Source organism: Brucella tritici, from assembly GCF_008932285.1.
In the GTDB taxonomy this organism is placed as follows: Bacteria; Pseudomonadota; Alphaproteobacteria; order Rhizobiales; family Rhizobiaceae; genus Brucella; species Brucella tritici.
Window position 1 is genome coordinate 743,555 of record NZ_WBVY01000002.1, and the last position, 16,118, is coordinate 759,672.

A 16,118-nucleotide genomic window follows, 5' to 3' on the forward strand; every position below is an offset into this window, starting at 1 on the left:
TTCCGATAGCTTAACGATTTCAGCTTGTTGCTGATGCGCACTCCTATGTTCACGGGTTAGTGCTCCGCTTTTGTGTTGACTATTAACACTCCGTTAACCACAGTTTGTTGCAATATGTTACAAAGCGTTATCATCCAGTTGTCAGAACGAGGTGTGGATTGAGCAAAAACCGGCAGACCAGACAGCAATCCTTGCAGGCAAGGGGGAGGTCTGCCGTGGCTGACATGACGTCGTTCTGGGGGCTGATGCGCGCCTATTGGGTTTCTGACCGCTGGCGGGAAGCCTGGGCTCTCACCATCGCCATCTTCCTGATGACGGCCTTCGTGAGCAAGACCACCGTATGGGTGGCCGAGGCATCTGGCCTGCTCATGAACTCTATTGTTAACGTCAACACTGCGCCTGTTCAGCATCCCCTCATGACCATTGCCGCCAATGCAGGCATTCTTGTTCTGCTGATGCTGGCAAAGGACGTAATGCTGGTCGGTTCCCGCCATTTCCTGTCCACCACGCTGCACCGTAAATGGCGCAAATGGCTGAACGACCAGTTCTCCACTGCGCTTTTGAACGGCAAACATACGCATTTCCATCTGCAACAGGGCAGGGGCAAGGATCAGCCCGACAATATCGATCAGCGTCTGCAGGAATCGATCAAGGGCATGACGGGCGGGGCCATCGGCCTCGTCATGGGCATTGTCGGTGTGTTCCTGTCTGCTTTCTTCATCGGCCAGAAGCTGATCGAAATGTCCACCCACGTGGAGGGGCTGGATTTCCTCGGCAGTTATGGCAGCGCCGTTCTGGCCTTTGCTGCGATCGTGATCTACGTCCCGCTCGGAACGCTGGTCGCGATCAAGATCGGTAAGCGTCTGGAGCGCCTCAATCTCGGCATCCAGAAGGCCGAAGGTTCCTATCGTGGTGAGTGGACGACGCTGCTGCGTCGCAGTTTCCAGATTTCGGCATCCGGCGGCGAGGCCGTCCAACGGTCGGTCAATGACCGTCTCTACAAGGATGTCGATGGCACCTGGAACCGGCTCAATCGTTTCGATGCTGCCTATCTCGCCTTCTCGCAAGCCTATGGCTTTCTGTCGAACCGTATCGTTGCCTATATTCCGGGCCTTCTGCCCTATATGAGCGGTTCCGTCAGTTTCCGGAACTATGTAACGGGCGCGGAACTCGTCGCAGCAATGATCAACGATTGCTCGTGGTTCATTCAGGTGATGCCGGCGATTGCCAATCTGCGCGCCAATGCGGGCCGCGTGATCGGCCTCGCGCAGGCTATCGAGAATGTTCAGGACCCCACCGATTTCTACAGCCGCTCCGGTATCAATCGCTTCGCTTTTGCTGAACAGCATCCGCGTTTCGGCCTGTCGGTACGCAATCTCACCCTCATGCAGGGACCGGATAGCGAAGCACCGTTCCTGCGCTCTGGCGTGATCAATATTCGTTCAGGCGACTGGGTCTATATGCGCGGTGAATCCGGTTCGGGCAAAACTTCCTTCGTAAAGGCGCTGAACGGCCTGTGGCCATATGGTACCGGCGATATCATTTATCCGCAGAATGCCACCTCGTTTTATGCGACCCAGGAGGCCAAGTTCCCCTCCGTCTCATTGAAGCAGCTTGTCAGCCTGCCCGCCGATGAGAGCCTGTTCAGCGATCTTGCTGTTGCTGCTGTGCTGCACGAGGCGGGATTGGGTGAATTCATCGAGCGTATGAATGACGCCGATGCCGATAGCACGCCTTGGGATATGGTTCTTTCCGGCGGCCAGAAGCAGAAGATCGTGCTGGCGCGCATTCTCCTGCACAAGCCGTCGATTATCTTCCTCGACGAGGCAACCGGTGCCCTCGATCCGGCTTCCAAGATGCGTTTCCATGAGGCGCTGAAGACACGCTGCCCGCAAGCCATCGTCATCAGCATCATGCATGAGGACAAGCTGCCGCAGCTCGAAAACGGCCAGAGCGTCTATTCGCATGTGCTGGATATCCGCAACGGCTATGTTTCGCTGCGTCCGGTTCACTTCGATACAATGCCGGATGTGGCTGCCGAAACCCCTCTTATCGCCGCCGAATAAAGCGTGTCTTACCGGTTGAAACACCATCAGGTTGCAATAGTCCAAAATTGGACTATATTCTGATCTGGACGATCGGAGGCAATCATGGCCAGAAGCAATGCGGTGTTGAAGTCAATGATAGATAAGGGACCGGATATTCTCGATGCGGGCCGCTTTTCTCCGCATTCGCGCAAGCGGTTGAGCGGACCGGGCCTGCGCACCTTTCTTGCCATTGCCGATCTCTGGGGGCTGGACGAGCAGCAGCGGCTTATGGTGCTGGGACTGCCTTCAAGATCGACCTATTACAACTGGGTGAAGGCGGTGCGAGAGCATCGCGAAATCACGCTGGATGTGGACGTGTTGATGCGCTTGTCCGCAGTGCTGGGCATTCATCAGGCGCTGGGCGTGCTTTATCCAGATGAGAAAGCTGGTATCCACTGGCTGCATACGCCCAATCAGTCCGGTGTCTTCGGCGGTCATCCGCCGTTGAGCCTGATAGCAAGCGGCTTGCAGGATGGCTTGCTGACGGTTCGCCGGTTTCTGGATGCGGCGCGTGGCGGCCTTTACATAGAGCCGAACGAACTGGATCGCGCGTTCCGGCCTTATCGGGATGAAGACGTGGTGTTCTCGTGAGGCGCAGTCCTGCTCCACAACCAAGCTATCGTCTGATCCCGTCGCGTTTCCCGCCGATTGGCCTTTTTGACACGGTTGCCACCGCTGCCGATCTGGAAGCGGTGATGGAACTGGCAGGCTGGACGAACGATCGTCTTCTGAGTGAACGATTGCAGCGCCTTCCACACGAGGAATGGGTGTTCGGCAGGCCCAATTCCAGTATCGTCATGGCGACGTTTCTGCATGTAGCGCCGGGCGGCATGCGCTTCAACGGTCCTGAACTTGGCGCCTGGTATGCGGCGGCGCGGCTGACCACGTCCGTCGTCGAGGTTGCGCACCACATGCGTCGCGAAACCGTTGCGACGCAGCAGGACGGTCTGGCCCGTACATTTCGGGTCTATGCGGCGAAGCTGGCAGAGGATTTCGTCGATATATGCGGCGAGCAGGCAACATTACCTGCCGTCTATGATCCGACAGATTACGCCGCTTCACAGAAGTTCGGCGAAGAAATGCGCAAGGGCGGCGAGTTCGGAATTCTGTTCGACAGTTTGCGCCACGAAGGCGGCATCAATGCAGTTGCGTTTCGTCCAAGCCGTATCGCTGAGGTAACGCAAGGCGACCATTATGAAATCACGGTCGAAAGAGCATCGCCGCGCATTCAGGCGAGAAAGCTTAGTGCCTGAAAAGGCAGGCGTCGCCGCCTGCCTCAACTGACCCGATTATGACCACCCATATTCCTCATCGATATCCTGAAATTTCTTCAGGTCAACGATGTCGCAATATTGCTGATAGGTGATCATATCGCCGGAGCGGGCCTTCGGCGTACCGTCGCGCTTGAGAACTGACAGCGTGTCGCTCACTGCCTTGACCGCTGAGAACAGCGTTGAAAGTGCATAGAATACGACGTTGAAGCCCATCTGTTCGAGGTCGGTAGCCGTCAGAGCCACGGTTTCGTTGCCGTCGACAATGCTGACGACCTTCGGTCCTTCGACGTGGCGGGCGACGGCTTCGACTTCCGCGATGGTCTTGATGCCATCGACAAAGACAAGATCGACACCCGTATCCTGATACATTTTCGCGCGACGGATCGCTTCTTCCGCTCCGGCAGCAGGCATGGCGTCGGTGCGGGCGATCATGAGCAAGTCCTTGTCGGCGCGCGCCGCAATCGCGCATTTGAGACGTCGCACATTTTCTTCTGCGGAGATCAGCCGGATACCGGTAAGCTGGCCGCAGCGTTTCGGTGCCATCTGGTCTTCCAGATGAATGGCCGCGACGCCGGACTGGATATATTCCTCCACTGTGCGCACGATATTGGCCGGCCCGCCGTAACCAGTATCGGCATCGGCGATGACCGGAATATCCACCACGCGGGTCATATCCCGCGCATGGGTTGTCATTTCGGTCTGCGTGAGGAGACCCAGATCGGGCGTGCCGAGGCGGCTTGCCGTCGCACCGAACCCGGTCATGTAGATGGCCGGAAACCCTGCCTGCTGTACAAGACGGGCGGTCAGCGGATCGGGTGCACCCGGTGCCTGAATGATGCGACCGGTTTCGATGAGGTTTTTCAGGGGCTTTGCCTGCGTCATCATTGTCTCCTTATCGCCCGCCCGAAACGTCAAGCACGACGCCTGTAATATAGGCCGCTCCCGGCGACAGCAGCCAGATGGCTGCGTCTGCAACTTCATCGGCAGTTCCAAGCCGCTTCAATGGAATGAGGTCAGCCATTTTTGCGATATTGGCAGGATCGGCAAAAACATCCTTCTGGATTTCCGTGTCGATCACGCCGGGCGCCAGTGCATTGACGCGGATTTCCGGTGCCAGCTCCTTGGCAAGCGCGTAGGTGTAGGAAGCGATTGCACCCTTGGTCGTCGCATAAGCGATATTGCCGACCATGCCGCCAGTACGACCGGCGATGGAGGACAGGCCCACAACCGATTTATTCGATTTCTTGCCCTGATTGTTGAGGAAAGCGCTGGAAACGTAGAATACGCTTTTCAGATTGACGGCCAGCACGCGGTCCAGCTCATCCGCATCGAATTCCTTCACGGTCATGCGCTGGCCGATAATGCCCGCATTGTTGACCAGGTGGTCGATGCCACCCCATTTCGTGGTGATATCGTGCGCCGCGCGATCAACCGCAGCCTTGTCGGAGACATCCACAATGGCCGTCAGAACCTGCTCGCCATGTTTGTCCGCCATTTCCTGCAGGCGAGCGCCGTTCACATCCCAAAGCACGACCCTGGCCTTGAGCGCGATGAGCTTTTCGGCAACGGCCTTGCCGATGCCTGATGCGCCGCCAGTAACGAGTACCACTCGGTCCGCAAAAAAATCGGCCGGAAAGGCTGTTGGATTCGTCGTCATTAAATCTTCCTCCTCGAAGAAAGGCGTCGCTTTGCGCCCACGGGTCGCCGAAGAGAATCCGCAGACTCAACCTTTCGGCAACGGTGGCTTTAAAAGCCATGGACCGGCTCGCCTGTCAATCTAGGGTACAAGATTTTGTATGCTACTTGTAAAGTTGCTGTTTGCACGCTAATCATTGCAATGGGAGTGAGACGATAACGGCCGGATCTGTGCCAATGGCCTGTCCGTGATCGGGATTGCCTGTCTGCTGGAAACATGCCGGAATGCCCCCAGCTCCGTTTCCGCAGATAAAGCTCTGAACGGGAGAGCGCATCATCACGTGCCAGCTCCCGCAACGATTATTGCATGCCGCTCATACTGGAAAGTGAGCGGAGACCTGGGAGGACATCGTGGTCAATTCCACTCTGAGTGCGGTCGGCGCAACGCCCGACCTGCGCGACAGCACCATTCGCAAGCTCAATCTGCGGATCGTTCTGTTCTGCTTTATCTGCTTCATCGTTAACTATCTCGACCGTGTGAATATCGGCTATGCCGCGCTTCACATGAACAATGATATCGGTCTCACGCCTTATATGTTCGGTGTTGGTGCGGGCATTTTCTTCATTGGCTACATGCTGTTCGAAGTGCCGAGCAACATGATGCTGCACAAGCTCGGCTCGCGCGTCTGGATTGCGCGCATCATGGTCACGTGGGGGCTTGTGTCCTGCGCCATGGCTTTCGTGCAGGGCCCGGTTTCGTTCTACATCCTGCGCTTTCTGCTGGGTGTCGCAGAAGCCGGTTTTGCGCCGGGCGTTCTGCTTTATCTCACCTATTGGTTCCCAGCCAAGGAACGTGGCCGCGCAACGGCCCTGTTCATGACGGCAACCGTGCTTTCCATCGTTGTGGGCGCACCATTCTCCGGCTGGTTGATGGATGCGGGCGAGGGGCTTTTCGGTCTGCACGGCTGGCAGGCGATGTTCATTCTCGAAGGAATTCCCGCGGTGCTCCTCGGCGTCGTGACCTTCTTCTATCTGGTTGACAGCCCGGAAAAGGACAAGCGCTGGCTGACAGCGGACGAACGCGCATGGCTGATGGCCGAACTTGCCAAGGAAAATCAGGGCAAACAGGCCGATACCCGTCATTCGCTGAAAGAAGTGTTCAGCGATTACCGCGTCTGGCTTCTGACGCTGGTCTATATGTTCAACGGTATCGCTGTTTACGGCGTCATCATGTGGCTGCCGCAGATCGTAAAGAGCCTTGGCGACTACACTGCGGCACAGACTGGACTGATTTCGGCCATTCCGTTCGTGTTTGCCGCGATCGGACTTGTCGTGATTTCACGCAGTTCGGATCGTACCGGCGAGCGCAAGATTCACACGGCGATTGCCGGCCTGTTCGGTGGTATCTTCCTTGCTGCCAGCGCGCTGTCTCCGTCGCCGATCCTGAGCCTCGTGCTCCTGTCGATCTGCGCGTTTTTCCTGTGGTCCTATCTCGGCGTGTTCTGGACGCTGCCGACGCAGTTCCTGTCCGGCGCTGCTGCCGCTGGCGGACTTGCGGCCATCAACGGCTTCGCGCAGCTTGGCGGTTTTACCGGACCTTATCTGGTCGGATGGGTCAAATCCACCACTGACAGCTTCTCGTTGTCGCTGTTGGCCCTGTCCATCTTCCCGATCCTTGGCTTCTTCCTCTGCATGAGCCTCAAGGCCAAACGGGACTAATCAGAATGACGGGCCCGGTCTTCGGCTGGGCCCGTCATCGTTGACGAGTGCAATTTGAATGCGGTTTCAACCGCTCTATACGTCGCAATAAGGCGTCTGTAAGATTCGGACATGAGAGAGATTCGAGGCAAGAGCAAGAAGTCGCTGGCAAGCAGCATCGCCGAACGTATTCGCGGTGCGATTGTCGATGCTGAGTTTCAATTCGGAGAGAACCTCTCCGAGGACATGCTCGCTGCGGCCTTCGATGTCAGTCGCACGCCGGTACGCGAGGCGCTCAACATCCTGCAGATGCAGGAACTGGTTCACATCGTTCCAAAGTCCGGCACCTATGTTTTCACGCCAACGCAGGAAGATATAGCCGAACTATGTGATTTTCGCGTCGGGCTGGAGGATCAGGCCATGCGGCTGGCGCTGATCGGCAATCGCAAGAAGCTCGTCTCTCAATTGAAAAAGCAGTACGACCTCATGCGTGCAGCGATAGATGAAGACGATCTGCGCGCCTATGGGCGTTGCGACACCGAGTTCCATCTGGCTTTCTTCCGTGTCTGCGGCAACCGTTATCTCGCCCGTGCCTATGACAGTATTCTTGGGCGCGTTGCGGCGTTGCGGACGCATCTTGCCATCGGTGCAGAGGGCGAGCCTGCGCGGTCCTTCGCCGACCATGCCGCGATCATCGAGCTGGCCGATGCCGACAAGCCGAAAGAATTACGGGAAATACTGGAGGCGCACATCATGCGCACCAAGACCAATTACCTGAATGCTTTCAACCGGCTGCCCCGTCAGCCAGGCGACAGCCGCACGATGCGGCTGCGCCGACAGTTGTCGCTGACGAACGAGTAACAAACCCTTCAGGTCAGACGGCCCACTCCACATCCGTGGTAAAGGCGATGGTCAGCCACCGATCCGGTCCTTCGCCGCCGAGTGCATCACCGATTTCGTCGCGCAACGCATCCCATTCCTCGAGCTTTCGTGGCGGAAGGTCGGGCGGAACGATGAAATAGAGTTCGATCTGCTTGCCGCGACCGACCTTGGCGACATAAGCGCGGTAGGACAGAAAGCCGTTGCGCTTGACGAACTCTCCAGCAACCGCATCGACATGCTGCTTGAGATCAAAGGGCGTGACCAGGAATATATCGGCCAGAGCCTGCTTGATCGTGCCGATGGGCATGGGAATGATGACAAGACAAACGACTGCCAGCACTGCCGGATCGATATAAGGCGTCAGCCAGCCGAGTTCTGTTCCTTCAATGGCATAGCCGACCGAAAAGGCGATCAGAAGTGCCGCAGTTATGCCGCCGGACATGATCCAGGCCTTGGCATCAAGTGCGACGAAATCTGATTTCAAGGTTCGGTTTGCACGCATTTCAAGGAATGCCATGCCGAGACACGCAATCAGGGCAATGACGGCATAGAAAATCGCGTAGCTGAATTCGAGATCGCGTCCACCATCCATCAGGCTGCCGACTGCGTTGATGAGCGCGTAGATCGCAACGCCGGTAAGCATCATGCCATTGAGGCCAAGTACCATCGGTTCGAGATGCCAGAAGCCCATTGTGAAGCGATCGCGCAATTTTCCGCGTGGCTGTTCCGGTAAGGCAGAAAGGGCGATGAGTCGCGAGACGAGGAGCGCGAGCCCACTCATCGCAGCATCAGCCAGCATGTAAACGCCATCGAATACGATAGAAAATGAGCCGGATAACAGGCCGAAAACGACGCCGAAACCAGCAACAAGAATAGTAACCGCTATGGAAATTTGAAGAATAGATTGTTCACTGCGCAATTTTTACTCCGATATAAACCGCATGCAACGCGGTTTGGTTTCGGGGGCGCATTTCTGCGTGCTGAACCAATTCCGCGTTGCACGACAAATCTACACCAGTGGCGTGAATCTGACAAATCGCGTTAAATTTTGGATATTCCTAAGCCCATTCGGGCACGCGGGTCGCGGACTCCCTCAGGATCAGTTCGACGGGCCATAATTCATGAATATCGTTTGGTGCGCGCCCGTCGAGTATATCCATCAGGAGATCGGCGCAGCGTTTTCCCGCTGCTCGCATCGACGACCGGGTTGCAGTCAGGGATGGCACCATATTGTCAGCGCTCAGGAACGAGATCACATCATCATGGGCGATGACGGATATATCCTTGCCGATAGTCAGGCCGAAAGAGCGTGCGGCCCGGTATATGCCAAGCGCAGTCATCATGGAACCGGCAACAAACGCTGTCGGGCGCGGATTACGCTCCAGAAGTTTGCGCGCAAGACGGTAACCGATTTCATCCGTGAAATCGCCGTGCTCGACAAGTTCCGGATCAAAGGCAATGCCTTTGCTTTCGAGCGCCTTCCGGTAGCCTTCGTCGCGGTGAAGCGAGAAGGTGAAGCCGTAGCGACCGTTTATCATCGCAATGCGACGGTGGCCGAGGTCAAGCAGATGGGCAGTCGAACGGTAAACCGCGCCTTCATTGTCGATGTCGAGCCATGCATGCGGAATATCGGTTTCAGACCGTCCGTGCACGAGGAATGGCATGCCCAGTTCGTGCAGCATGCGGATGCGCTCATCATTGGGCTTTGGAGACGTCACGATGATGGCATCGACGCGATGGCTGGTGGCCAGACGTCGGCAAAGCTGCACTTCGTCGTCGGTGCCGTTGTTTGCAATCGGGCTGACGAGAATATCGACTTCATCCTGACTGAGCCGTTCTGCCATGCCGCGCATGAACTCGGCGAAGTGAAACTCGCTGTTGCGGCCCATCACCACGCCGATTGCACCAGCACGCCCGGTAACCAGTCTGACCGCGTTGACGTTAGGCCGGTAGCCGAGACGTACAGCCTCGTCCATGACCCGCTTCCGCGTGCTTTCCGCCACTTCGGGATAGCCGCTCAACGCCCGGCTGACGGTCGTGGCTGAGAGGCCGAGATGTTTGGCGAATTCACGGAGCTTCATTTGGCTTTCGAATTATTCAGGCAGGCAAGGCAGCGGATTATAGCCGCTTCCTTGCGATTAACAATTGGTCGGTTGAGTTCTTTAACTGCTGCAACATATAGGGTGCACGAAATCCAAACCGATTTCAAGTTTGTTTCAATTTTCATTTTGGCACGTTTGAGAAAGCATGCCCCTTAAGCGCTAAGAAATACAGATTATGAATGATAATATATTGAATTTGCGATGTATATTGGGTGATGAGATGTCGGATGGAATAGAGTGAAAAATCTGCTGCTTGACAGAAATGCGGTCCTCTGCGACCTTTTCTTCATCCAAACCGTTTTCGATTTTATCAAACCGCTTACAGAATGGATGGGAGGAGGGAACTATGAAGGCATTCCAAGGTATACTCGCGGCTTGCGCGGCATTTGGCTTGGCGACGGTAAGCGCCCATGCGGTGGAGATTTCCATTGCGGCCAATTCAACGGGCAATAACATCAAGTTTCTGCAGGAGCAGATCGTCAAGTTCGAGAAGGATACCGGCAACAAGGTCAATATCGTCTCGATGCCGCCATCGAGCAGCGAGCAGTTCAGCCAGTATCGTCTATGGCTCGCGGCAGGTAACGCGGATATCGACGTCTACCAGACGGACGTGGTCTGGGCGCCGCAGCTATCCGATCAGTTCGTCGATTTGACGGAAGCCACCAAGGATGTCACGGGCGCGCATTTCCCATCCATTATCGCGTCACAGACCGTGAACGGAAAGCTGGTTGCGCTGCCCTTCTATACCGATGCTCCGGCACTTTTCTATCGCAAGGATCTCCTCGAAAAATACAACAAACAGGTTCCCAAGACCTGGGATGAGATGACGGCGACTGCCAAGGAAATCATGGACAAGGAGCGGGCCGAGGGAAAGTCCGATCTCTGGGGCTTTGTGTTTCAGGGCAATGCCTATGAGGGCCTGACCTGCAATGCGCTTGAATGGGTGAAGTCGTCCGGAGGCGGCCAGATCGTTGAAGCCGACGGTACGATCTCCATCAACAATGAAAAGGCAGCAGCGGTGATCGATCGCGCCAAGGGCTGGATCGGTTCGATTTCGCCACAGGGCGCGCTTGCTTATCAGGAAGAGGAATCGCGCGGCGTCTGGCAGACTGGCAATGCCGTTTTCATGCGTAACTGGCCCTATGCTTATGCGCTTGGCAACAGTGCCGATAGCGGCGTGAAAGGCAAGTTCGACGTCGCGCCACTGCCTGCCGGTGCCGAGGGCGATGCGCCATCCTCAACGCTCGGCGGCTGGAACCTTGCCGTTTCAAAATATTCCACCAAGCAGGATGCGGCCATCGCGCTGGTCAAATATCTCGCATCGCCGGAAGTGCAAAAGGTGCAGGCCGTCGAGATTTCGCGTCTGCCAACCATTCAAACGCTTTATGATGACAAGGATGTCATTGCAGCGCAGCCTTTCATGGCCAATTGGAAACCTATCTTCCAGAATGCCGTGCCGCGCCCATCGGCTGCGACGAAGGTGAAATATAACGAAGTCTCGTCGAAGTTCTGGACTGCCGTGCACAAGACGCTCTCGGGCAACGGTACGGCTGCGGAGAATCTCGAAATGCTTGAGGTCGAGCTGACTGAGCTGGAAGGCTCCGGCTGGTAGGGACCGATCAAGCCGCGTTCGGGTTGTCCTCCCAAGCCCCCATCGGGCAACCCGAACGCCCTTCTCATCCGATGACCCGGAGCAGGATCATGACGGAGACTTCCCTTGATGCGCCGAGGAGCCTGCGGAAAAGGCTTCACTCCGATCTGCGCGCGCAGCGTATCCGGTCGGCGTGGGTGTTTCTCGCACCCACGCTGATCGTGCTGGCGCTGGTGGCTGGCTGGCCGCTGCTGCGGACCATCTATTTCAGTTTCACCAATGCATCGCTGACGAGCCTGGGCACCGCTGAATTCGTCGGCTTCAACAACTATTTGTCGTGGGTGACGCTCAAGAGCGGGCGCACCGTCTACCGTGGTCTTCTGGCCGATCCCGCCTGGTGGGGTGCGGTCTGGAACACGATCCGGTTCACTATTCTGTCGGTCAGCCTCGAAACGATTTTCGGATTGATCGTCGCTCTGGTGCTGAACGCGAATTTCCGGGGGCGTGGGCTCGTGCGCGCCGTAATCCTGATCCCATGGGCAATCCCGACGATTGTTTCGGCCAAGATGTGGGGCTGGATGCTCAATGACCAGTTCGGCATCCTCAATCATATCCTGCTCAATCTCGGCCTCATCAGCCAGAAGATCGCCTGGACGGCCAATCCCGACACAGCGATGATTGCGATCCTGATCGTCGATGTCTGGAAAACGACGCCTTTCATGGCGCTGCTTATTCTGGCCGGTCTGCAAATGGTGCCATCCGACATTTACGAGGCGGCGAAGATCGATGGCGTGCATCCGGTCAAGGTGTTCTGGCGGGTGACGCTGCCGTTAATCCGTCCGGCGCTGATGGTGGCGATCATCTTCCGCATGCTGGATGCGTTGCGCATCTTCGACCTGATCTATGTGCTGACGCCGAATAATGCGCAGACCAAGACCATGTCGGTTTTCGCCCGCGAAAATCTCTTCGATTTCGACAAGTTCGCCTATGGTGCGGCGGCATCCACGATGCTGTTCCTCATCATTGCGGCCATCACCGTGCTCTACATGTTCTTCGGGCGCGTCAATGTCGGCAGCAGGGGGGAATAGTATGATGCATTATGTGAAAACCCTCGGCTTCTACCTGCTGGTGGCGCTGATCATTTTGATCGCGGTGTTCCCGTTCTATTATGCGATCATTACCAGCCTCAAATCCGGGACGGCGCTTTTTCAGGTCGATTACTGGCCAAGCAGTTTCTCGCTCGAGAACTATGCAGGTGTACTGACACAGGGCAGCTTCCTGCGCAGTCTCGGCAATTCGCTGTTGGTTGCATCGATTGTGGTGGCGATATCGCTGTTGCTGGCGGTGACAGCGGCCTATGCGCTGGCGCGTGTGAATTTTCGTGGTCGCGGACTGTTACTGCTCACCATTCTTTCAGTGTCCATGTTTCCGCAGATCGCCGTTTTGGCGGGGCTGTTCGAGCTGATCCGTTTTCTCGGTATCTTCAACACACCGCTGGCGCTGATCTTCTCCTATATGATCTTCACGCTACCTTTCACGGTTTGGGTTCTCACCACCTTCATGCGTGACCTGCCGGTCGAGATCGAGGAAGCGGCCATTGTGGATGGCGCCTCGCCATGGGTCATCATCACGCGGGTTTTCATGCCGCTGATGTGGCCGGCGCTGGTGACGACCGGATTACTTGCTTTCATCTCGGCATGGAACGAATTCCTGTTTGCGCTCACCTTCACCTCTTCGGGCAGCCAGCGCACCGTGCCTGTGGCTATCGCGCTTCTATCCGGCAGCAGTCAGTTTGAAATCCCCTGGGGCAACATCATGGCGGCTTCCGTCATCGTGACGGTTCCTCTCGTCATCCTCGTGCTTATCTTCCAGCGGCGGATCGTGTCCGGTCTGACGGCAGGCGGCGTAAAGGGTTAGGTACAACCATGGCAGAACTTCAGTTGCGCGATGTGCGCAAATCTTTCGGTAACTTCGAGGTCATCAAGGGCGTGGATATGGATATCCGACCAGGTGAGTTCATGGTTTTCGTTGGCCCATCCGGTTGCGGAAAGTCCACGCTACTACGCCTCATTGCAGGCTTGGAGGAAATCTCGTCAGGCAGCCTCTCTATTGATGGCAAGGTGGTCAACAGCTTCGCACCGTCGAAGCGCGGCATCGCGATGGTCTTCCAGTCCTATGCACTTTATCCGCATATGACAGTCTATGAGAACATGGCCTTCGGCATGCAGCTTGCGGGCAAGAGCAAGGAAGAATGCAAGAGCCGCATTCATAAAGCCGCAGAAATGCTGCAGCTGACGCCCTATCTTGAGCGCCTGCCGCGACAGCTTTCCGGCGGCCAGCGACAGCGCGTCGCGATTGGCCGCGCCATCGTGCGCGATCCGAAAGTGTTCCTTTTCGACGAACCCTTGTCCAACCTCGATGCAGCACTACGTGTGGCTACAAGGCTTGAGATCGCCAGGCTCCACCAGAGCATGGAAGACACCACCATGATCTATGTAACGCACGATCAGGTGGAGGCGATGACGCTGGCCGACCGCATCTGTGTGCTGCGCGACGGACGCGTGGAGCAGATCGGCACGCCGCTTGAGCTTTACGAAAAGCCAAATTCGCTTTTCGTCGCCGGGTTCATAGGATCACCGAAGATGAACTTCCTGACCGGCAAACATGGTGAGCCTTTTGGCGCGCATACGGTGGGTTTGCGTCCCGAACACCTCGCCATCGTTTCCGAAGAAGGCCATTGGACCGGTCAGGTGATCCACACCGAAATCCTCGGTTCCGATACCTATGTCTATATCGATCTCGGCCTGGAGGAGCCGCTGGTGGTCCGCGAAAGCGGCGTGGCAGCGCGCAGGTCAGGAGAGACACTCTCGGTTTCCCCGATGGGGAAAAATGTTCATCGTTTCGATGAAAAGGGCCGCGCCGTCTGACGCTTGCCTCCCAAGCTTGATGATACATGAGACAAATGGGCCGTGATTGCCCGTAGCAAGGAGAATACTCGTGCCTATTCGTACTGTCGTCTGGGGTGAAAACATTCACGAGCAGATCAATGAAACCGTGCGTTCGGTTTATCCGGACGGCATGCACAACACTATCGCCCGGGCGCTGAACGAGGATAGCGCAATCGAGGCGACGACCGCCACCTTGCAGGAACCGGAGCATGGCTTGACTGAAGAGCGTCTCGCCAAGACCGACGTGCTCGTTTGGTGGGGCCACAAGGATCATGGTGGCGTCAGTGACGAGGTTGTGGAACGCGTTGCGAAGCGCGTTTTTGAAGGTATGGGACTGATCGTGCTCCATTCCGGACATTTCTCGAAGATCTTCAAGCGCCTGATGGGTACGCCCTGCGCGCTCAAATGGCGTGAGGCGGGTGAGCGCGAGCGGCTCTGGGTGGTCAATCGCGGTCATCCGATCACGCAGGGGCTGGACGAGAATTTCGTGCTTGAGAATGAGGAAATGTACGGCGAACAGTTCTCCGTGCCGGAGCCGCTGGAAACCGTATTCATTTCGTGGTTCGCGGGTGGCGAAGTGTTCCGCTCCGGCATGACCTGGCGGCGCGGTGCGGGCAATGTGTTCTATTTCCGCCCCGGTCATGAAACCTACCCAACCTATCATGATGCGAATGTGCAGACGGTTCTGCGCAACTCGGTCAAATGGGCCTACAATCCGCAACCGGCATGGACAGACATCCACACCGCGCCGAATGTTCCGGTCGACAAGGCGCCGGAGCTTATTGTCGAGCGCGGACCCAAACTGCACAAGCCAGGCGAAGCCGGTTATCGTTGAGGTGCATGATGCGTCTTCTTATTCTGGGAACAGGCGGCATGGCGAAGAACCATGCCGAAGCCTTCAAGGCCATCGAGGGCGTCGAGGTGGTTGCCGCATGTGACGTTTCGGCGGAGCGTGTCGATGCCTTCTCCGAAAATCACGACATCCACAACCGCTTCACGCGGCTTGAGGACGCACTGGAATGGGGCCGCTTCGATGCGGTTGCCAATGTGACGCCGGATGCCATCCACCATCCGACCACTCTTGCGCTGGTCGGCGCGGGCAAGCATGTCTTTTGCGAGAAGCCACTTGCAGAAAGCTATGAAAAAGCCGCTGAAATGGCGGATGCAGCCGAGCAGGCCAACGTCATCAACATGGTCAACCTGACCTATCGCAATGTCGCGCCTCTGCAAAAGGCGCGTGAAATGGTGATGGCGGGAGAGATCGGTCAGGTGCGCCACTTCGAGGCGTCCTATCTGCAAAGCTGGTTGGTCTCGAAGACATGGGGGGACTGGAAGACTGAGAGCAAATGGCTCTGGCGCCTTTCGACCCGGCACGGTTCGAACGGGGTTCTGGGCGATGTCGGCATTCATATTCTCGACTTCGCCAGCTATGCCATTGGCAGCGATGTGGAACGTGCCTCGGCTCGCCTCAAGACTTTCGAGAAGGCCGAGAACAACCATATTGGTGAATATGTGCTCGATGCGAATGACAGCTTCGTCATGATGGCGGAATATGCCAATGGCGCGCTGGGTGTCATTCATGCCAGCCGCTGGGCGACAGGTCACCTGAACGAGCTGCGGCTGCGTATCCATGGTGACAAGGGCGCGCTCGAAATCCTGCACACACCCACTGGCTCAAGCCTGCGCGGTTCGATCGGCGAGGACATTGAAGCTCCGGTCTGGCGGGATATCGATGCGGGTACGGTGGAGACCAATTATCAGCGCTTTGCGCGTGCTGTGGCCGATGGTGCGGAACTGGAACCGAGTTTCCGTCACGCCGCCAATCTGCAACGTGTGCTCGATCATGCGATGATCGTGGACAGGCCGTTGCCGGAGGTTGTTGCCAGTTAACATCTCCAGAA

Annotated in this window: 15 protein-coding genes; 11 read left to right on the forward strand and 4 right to left on the reverse strand. The window is 56.7% G+C overall.

All coding sequences use genetic code 11. From position 1 onward, the window contains the following. Positions 1 to 215: 215 nt before the first annotated feature. From F9K94_RS08805 to F9K94_RS08815, 3 genes are all read left to right on the forward strand, one after another. Positions 216 to 2,066 carry an ABC transporter ATP-binding protein/permease gene (locus tag F9K94_RS08805; protein WP_192799477.1) on the forward strand — a complete coding sequence of 617 codons (1,851 nt, stop codon included), beginning with the start codon at positions 216 to 218 and terminating at the stop codon, positions 2,064 to 2,066. 84 nt (positions 2,067 to 2,150) lie between these two features. Beyond that, entirely contained in the window at positions 2,151 to 2,678 is a 528-nt protein-coding gene (locus F9K94_RS08810) for an MbcA/ParS/Xre antitoxin family protein (RefSeq protein ID WP_151644999.1), read from the forward strand. Next, positions 2,675 to 3,340: an RES family NAD+ phosphorylase gene (locus tag F9K94_RS08815; protein WP_151645001.1), complete on the forward strand. Its 666-nt coding sequence runs from the start codon at positions 2,675 to 2,677 to the stop codon at positions 3,338 to 3,340. The genes F9K94_RS08810 and F9K94_RS08815 overlap by 4 nt, the downstream gene beginning before the upstream one ends. A 36-nt stretch (positions 3,341 to 3,376) precedes the next feature. On the opposite strand, the gene F9K94_RS08820 is transcribed toward F9K94_RS08815, so the two are convergent. Together F9K94_RS08820 and F9K94_RS08825 are read right to left on the reverse strand one after the other, a co-directional pair. Continuing rightward, positions 3,377 to 4,243, reverse strand: coding sequence for an isocitrate lyase/PEP mutase family protein (locus F9K94_RS08820; RefSeq protein WP_151645003.1), 867 nt, complete (start codon positions 4,241 to 4,243; stop codon positions 3,377 to 3,379). 10 nt (positions 4,244 to 4,253) lie between these two features. Beyond that, on the reverse strand, positions 4,254 to 5,018 hold the full coding sequence (locus F9K94_RS08825; RefSeq protein WP_061346680.1) for an SDR family NAD(P)-dependent oxidoreductase: 765 nt from the start codon (positions 5,016 to 5,018) through the stop codon (positions 4,254 to 4,256). Between the two features lie 389 nt (positions 5,019 to 5,407). Here F9K94_RS08825 and F9K94_RS08830 point away from each other — a divergent pair, with 389 nt between their 5' ends. Next, positions 5,408 to 6,715, forward strand: coding sequence for an MFS transporter (locus tag F9K94_RS08830; protein ID WP_151645005.1), 1,308 nt, complete (start codon positions 5,408 to 5,410; stop codon positions 6,713 to 6,715). A 111-nt stretch (positions 6,716 to 6,826) separates the two neighbouring features. After that, entirely contained in the window at positions 6,827 to 7,555 is a 729-nt protein-coding gene (locus F9K94_RS08835; RefSeq protein ID WP_151645007.1) for a GntR family transcriptional regulator, read from the forward strand. A 13-nt stretch (positions 7,556 to 7,568) separates the two neighbouring features. Here the strand turns inward: F9K94_RS08835 and F9K94_RS08840 are convergent, their stop codons facing one another. Both F9K94_RS08840 and F9K94_RS08845 read right to left on the reverse strand, forming a co-directional pair. Continuing rightward, positions 7,569 to 8,495 (reverse strand): cation diffusion facilitator family transporter, encoded by a 927-nt coding sequence (locus tag F9K94_RS08840; protein ID WP_151645009.1) that lies wholly within the window; start codon positions 8,493 to 8,495, stop codon positions 7,569 to 7,571. A 139-nt stretch (positions 8,496 to 8,634) separates the two neighbouring features. Further along, complete coding sequence (locus tag F9K94_RS08845) at positions 8,635 to 9,657, reverse strand: substrate-binding domain-containing protein (RefSeq protein ID WP_061346676.1); 1,023 nt, start codon at positions 9,655 to 9,657, stop codon at positions 8,635 to 8,637. A gap of 367 nt (positions 9,658 to 10,024) precedes the next feature. Here F9K94_RS08845 and F9K94_RS08850 point away from each other — a divergent pair, with 367 nt between their 5' ends. From F9K94_RS08850 to F9K94_RS08875, 6 genes are all read left to right on the forward strand, one after another. Further along, the gene (locus F9K94_RS08850; RefSeq protein WP_151645011.1) at positions 10,025 to 11,290 is read left to right on the forward strand and encodes an ABC transporter substrate-binding protein; all 1,266 of its coding nucleotides are present in this window, start codon (positions 10,025 to 10,027) and stop codon (positions 11,288 to 11,290) included. Between the two features lie 89 nt (positions 11,291 to 11,379). Beyond that, the gene (locus F9K94_RS08855; protein ID WP_151645013.1) at positions 11,380 to 12,357 is read left to right on the forward strand and encodes a carbohydrate ABC transporter permease; all 978 of its coding nucleotides are present in this window, start codon (positions 11,380 to 11,382) and stop codon (positions 12,355 to 12,357) included. A 1-nt stretch (position 12,358) separates the two neighbouring features. Beyond that, on the forward strand, positions 12,359 to 13,186 hold the full coding sequence (locus F9K94_RS08860) for a carbohydrate ABC transporter permease (RefSeq protein ID WP_151645015.1): 828 nt from the start codon (positions 12,359 to 12,361) through the stop codon (positions 13,184 to 13,186). An 8-nt stretch (positions 13,187 to 13,194) separates the two neighbouring features. Then, positions 13,195 to 14,196, forward strand: coding sequence for an ABC transporter ATP-binding protein (locus F9K94_RS08865; protein WP_151645017.1), 1,002 nt, complete (start codon positions 13,195 to 13,197; stop codon positions 14,194 to 14,196). 70 nt (positions 14,197 to 14,266) lie between these two features. Beyond that, positions 14,267 to 15,052: a ThuA domain-containing protein gene (locus tag F9K94_RS08870; RefSeq protein WP_192799478.1), complete on the forward strand. Its 786-nt coding sequence runs from the start codon at positions 14,267 to 14,269 to the stop codon at positions 15,050 to 15,052. Positions 15,053 to 15,060: 8 nt separating this feature from the next. Next, on the forward strand, positions 15,061 to 16,107 hold the full coding sequence (locus tag F9K94_RS08875) for a Gfo/Idh/MocA family protein (protein ID WP_151555186.1): 1,047 nt from the start codon (positions 15,061 to 15,063) through the stop codon (positions 16,105 to 16,107). Positions 16,108 to 16,118 lie beyond the last annotated feature (11 nt).

Excerpts from the sequence above, each read along its gene's own strand:
- F9K94_RS08810 (WP_151644999.1), top strand. The coding sequence starts at position 2,151 with ATGGCCAGAAGCAATGCGGTGTTGAAGTCAATGATAGATAAGGGACCG.
- F9K94_RS08820 (WP_151645003.1), bottom strand. The coding sequence starts at position 4,243 with ATGACGCAGGCAAAGCCCCTGAAAAACCTCATCGAAACCGGTCGCATC.
- F9K94_RS08825 (WP_061346680.1), bottom strand. The coding sequence starts at position 5,018 with ATGACGACGAATCCAACAGCCTTTCCGGCCGATTTTTTTGCGGACCGA.
- F9K94_RS08835 (WP_151645007.1), top strand. The coding sequence starts at position 6,827 with ATGAGAGAGATTCGAGGCAAGAGCAAGAAGTCGCTGGCAAGCAGCATC.
- F9K94_RS08845 (WP_061346676.1), bottom strand. The coding sequence starts at position 9,657 with ATGAAGCTCCGTGAATTCGCCAAACATCTCGGCCTCTCAGCCACGACC.
- F9K94_RS08850 (WP_151645011.1), top strand. The coding sequence starts at position 10,025 with ATGAAGGCATTCCAAGGTATACTCGCGGCTTGCGCGGCATTTGGCTTG.
- F9K94_RS08855 (WP_151645013.1), top strand. The coding sequence starts at position 11,380 with ATGACGGAGACTTCCCTTGATGCGCCGAGGAGCCTGCGGAAAAGGCTT.
- F9K94_RS08860 (WP_151645015.1), top strand. The coding sequence starts at position 12,359 with ATGATGCATTATGTGAAAACCCTCGGCTTCTACCTGCTGGTGGCGCTG.
- F9K94_RS08865 (WP_151645017.1), top strand. The coding sequence starts at position 13,195 with ATGGCAGAACTTCAGTTGCGCGATGTGCGCAAATCTTTCGGTAACTTC.
- F9K94_RS08875 (WP_151555186.1), top strand. The coding sequence starts at position 15,061 with ATGCGTCTTCTTATTCTGGGAACAGGCGGCATGGCGAAGAACCATGCC.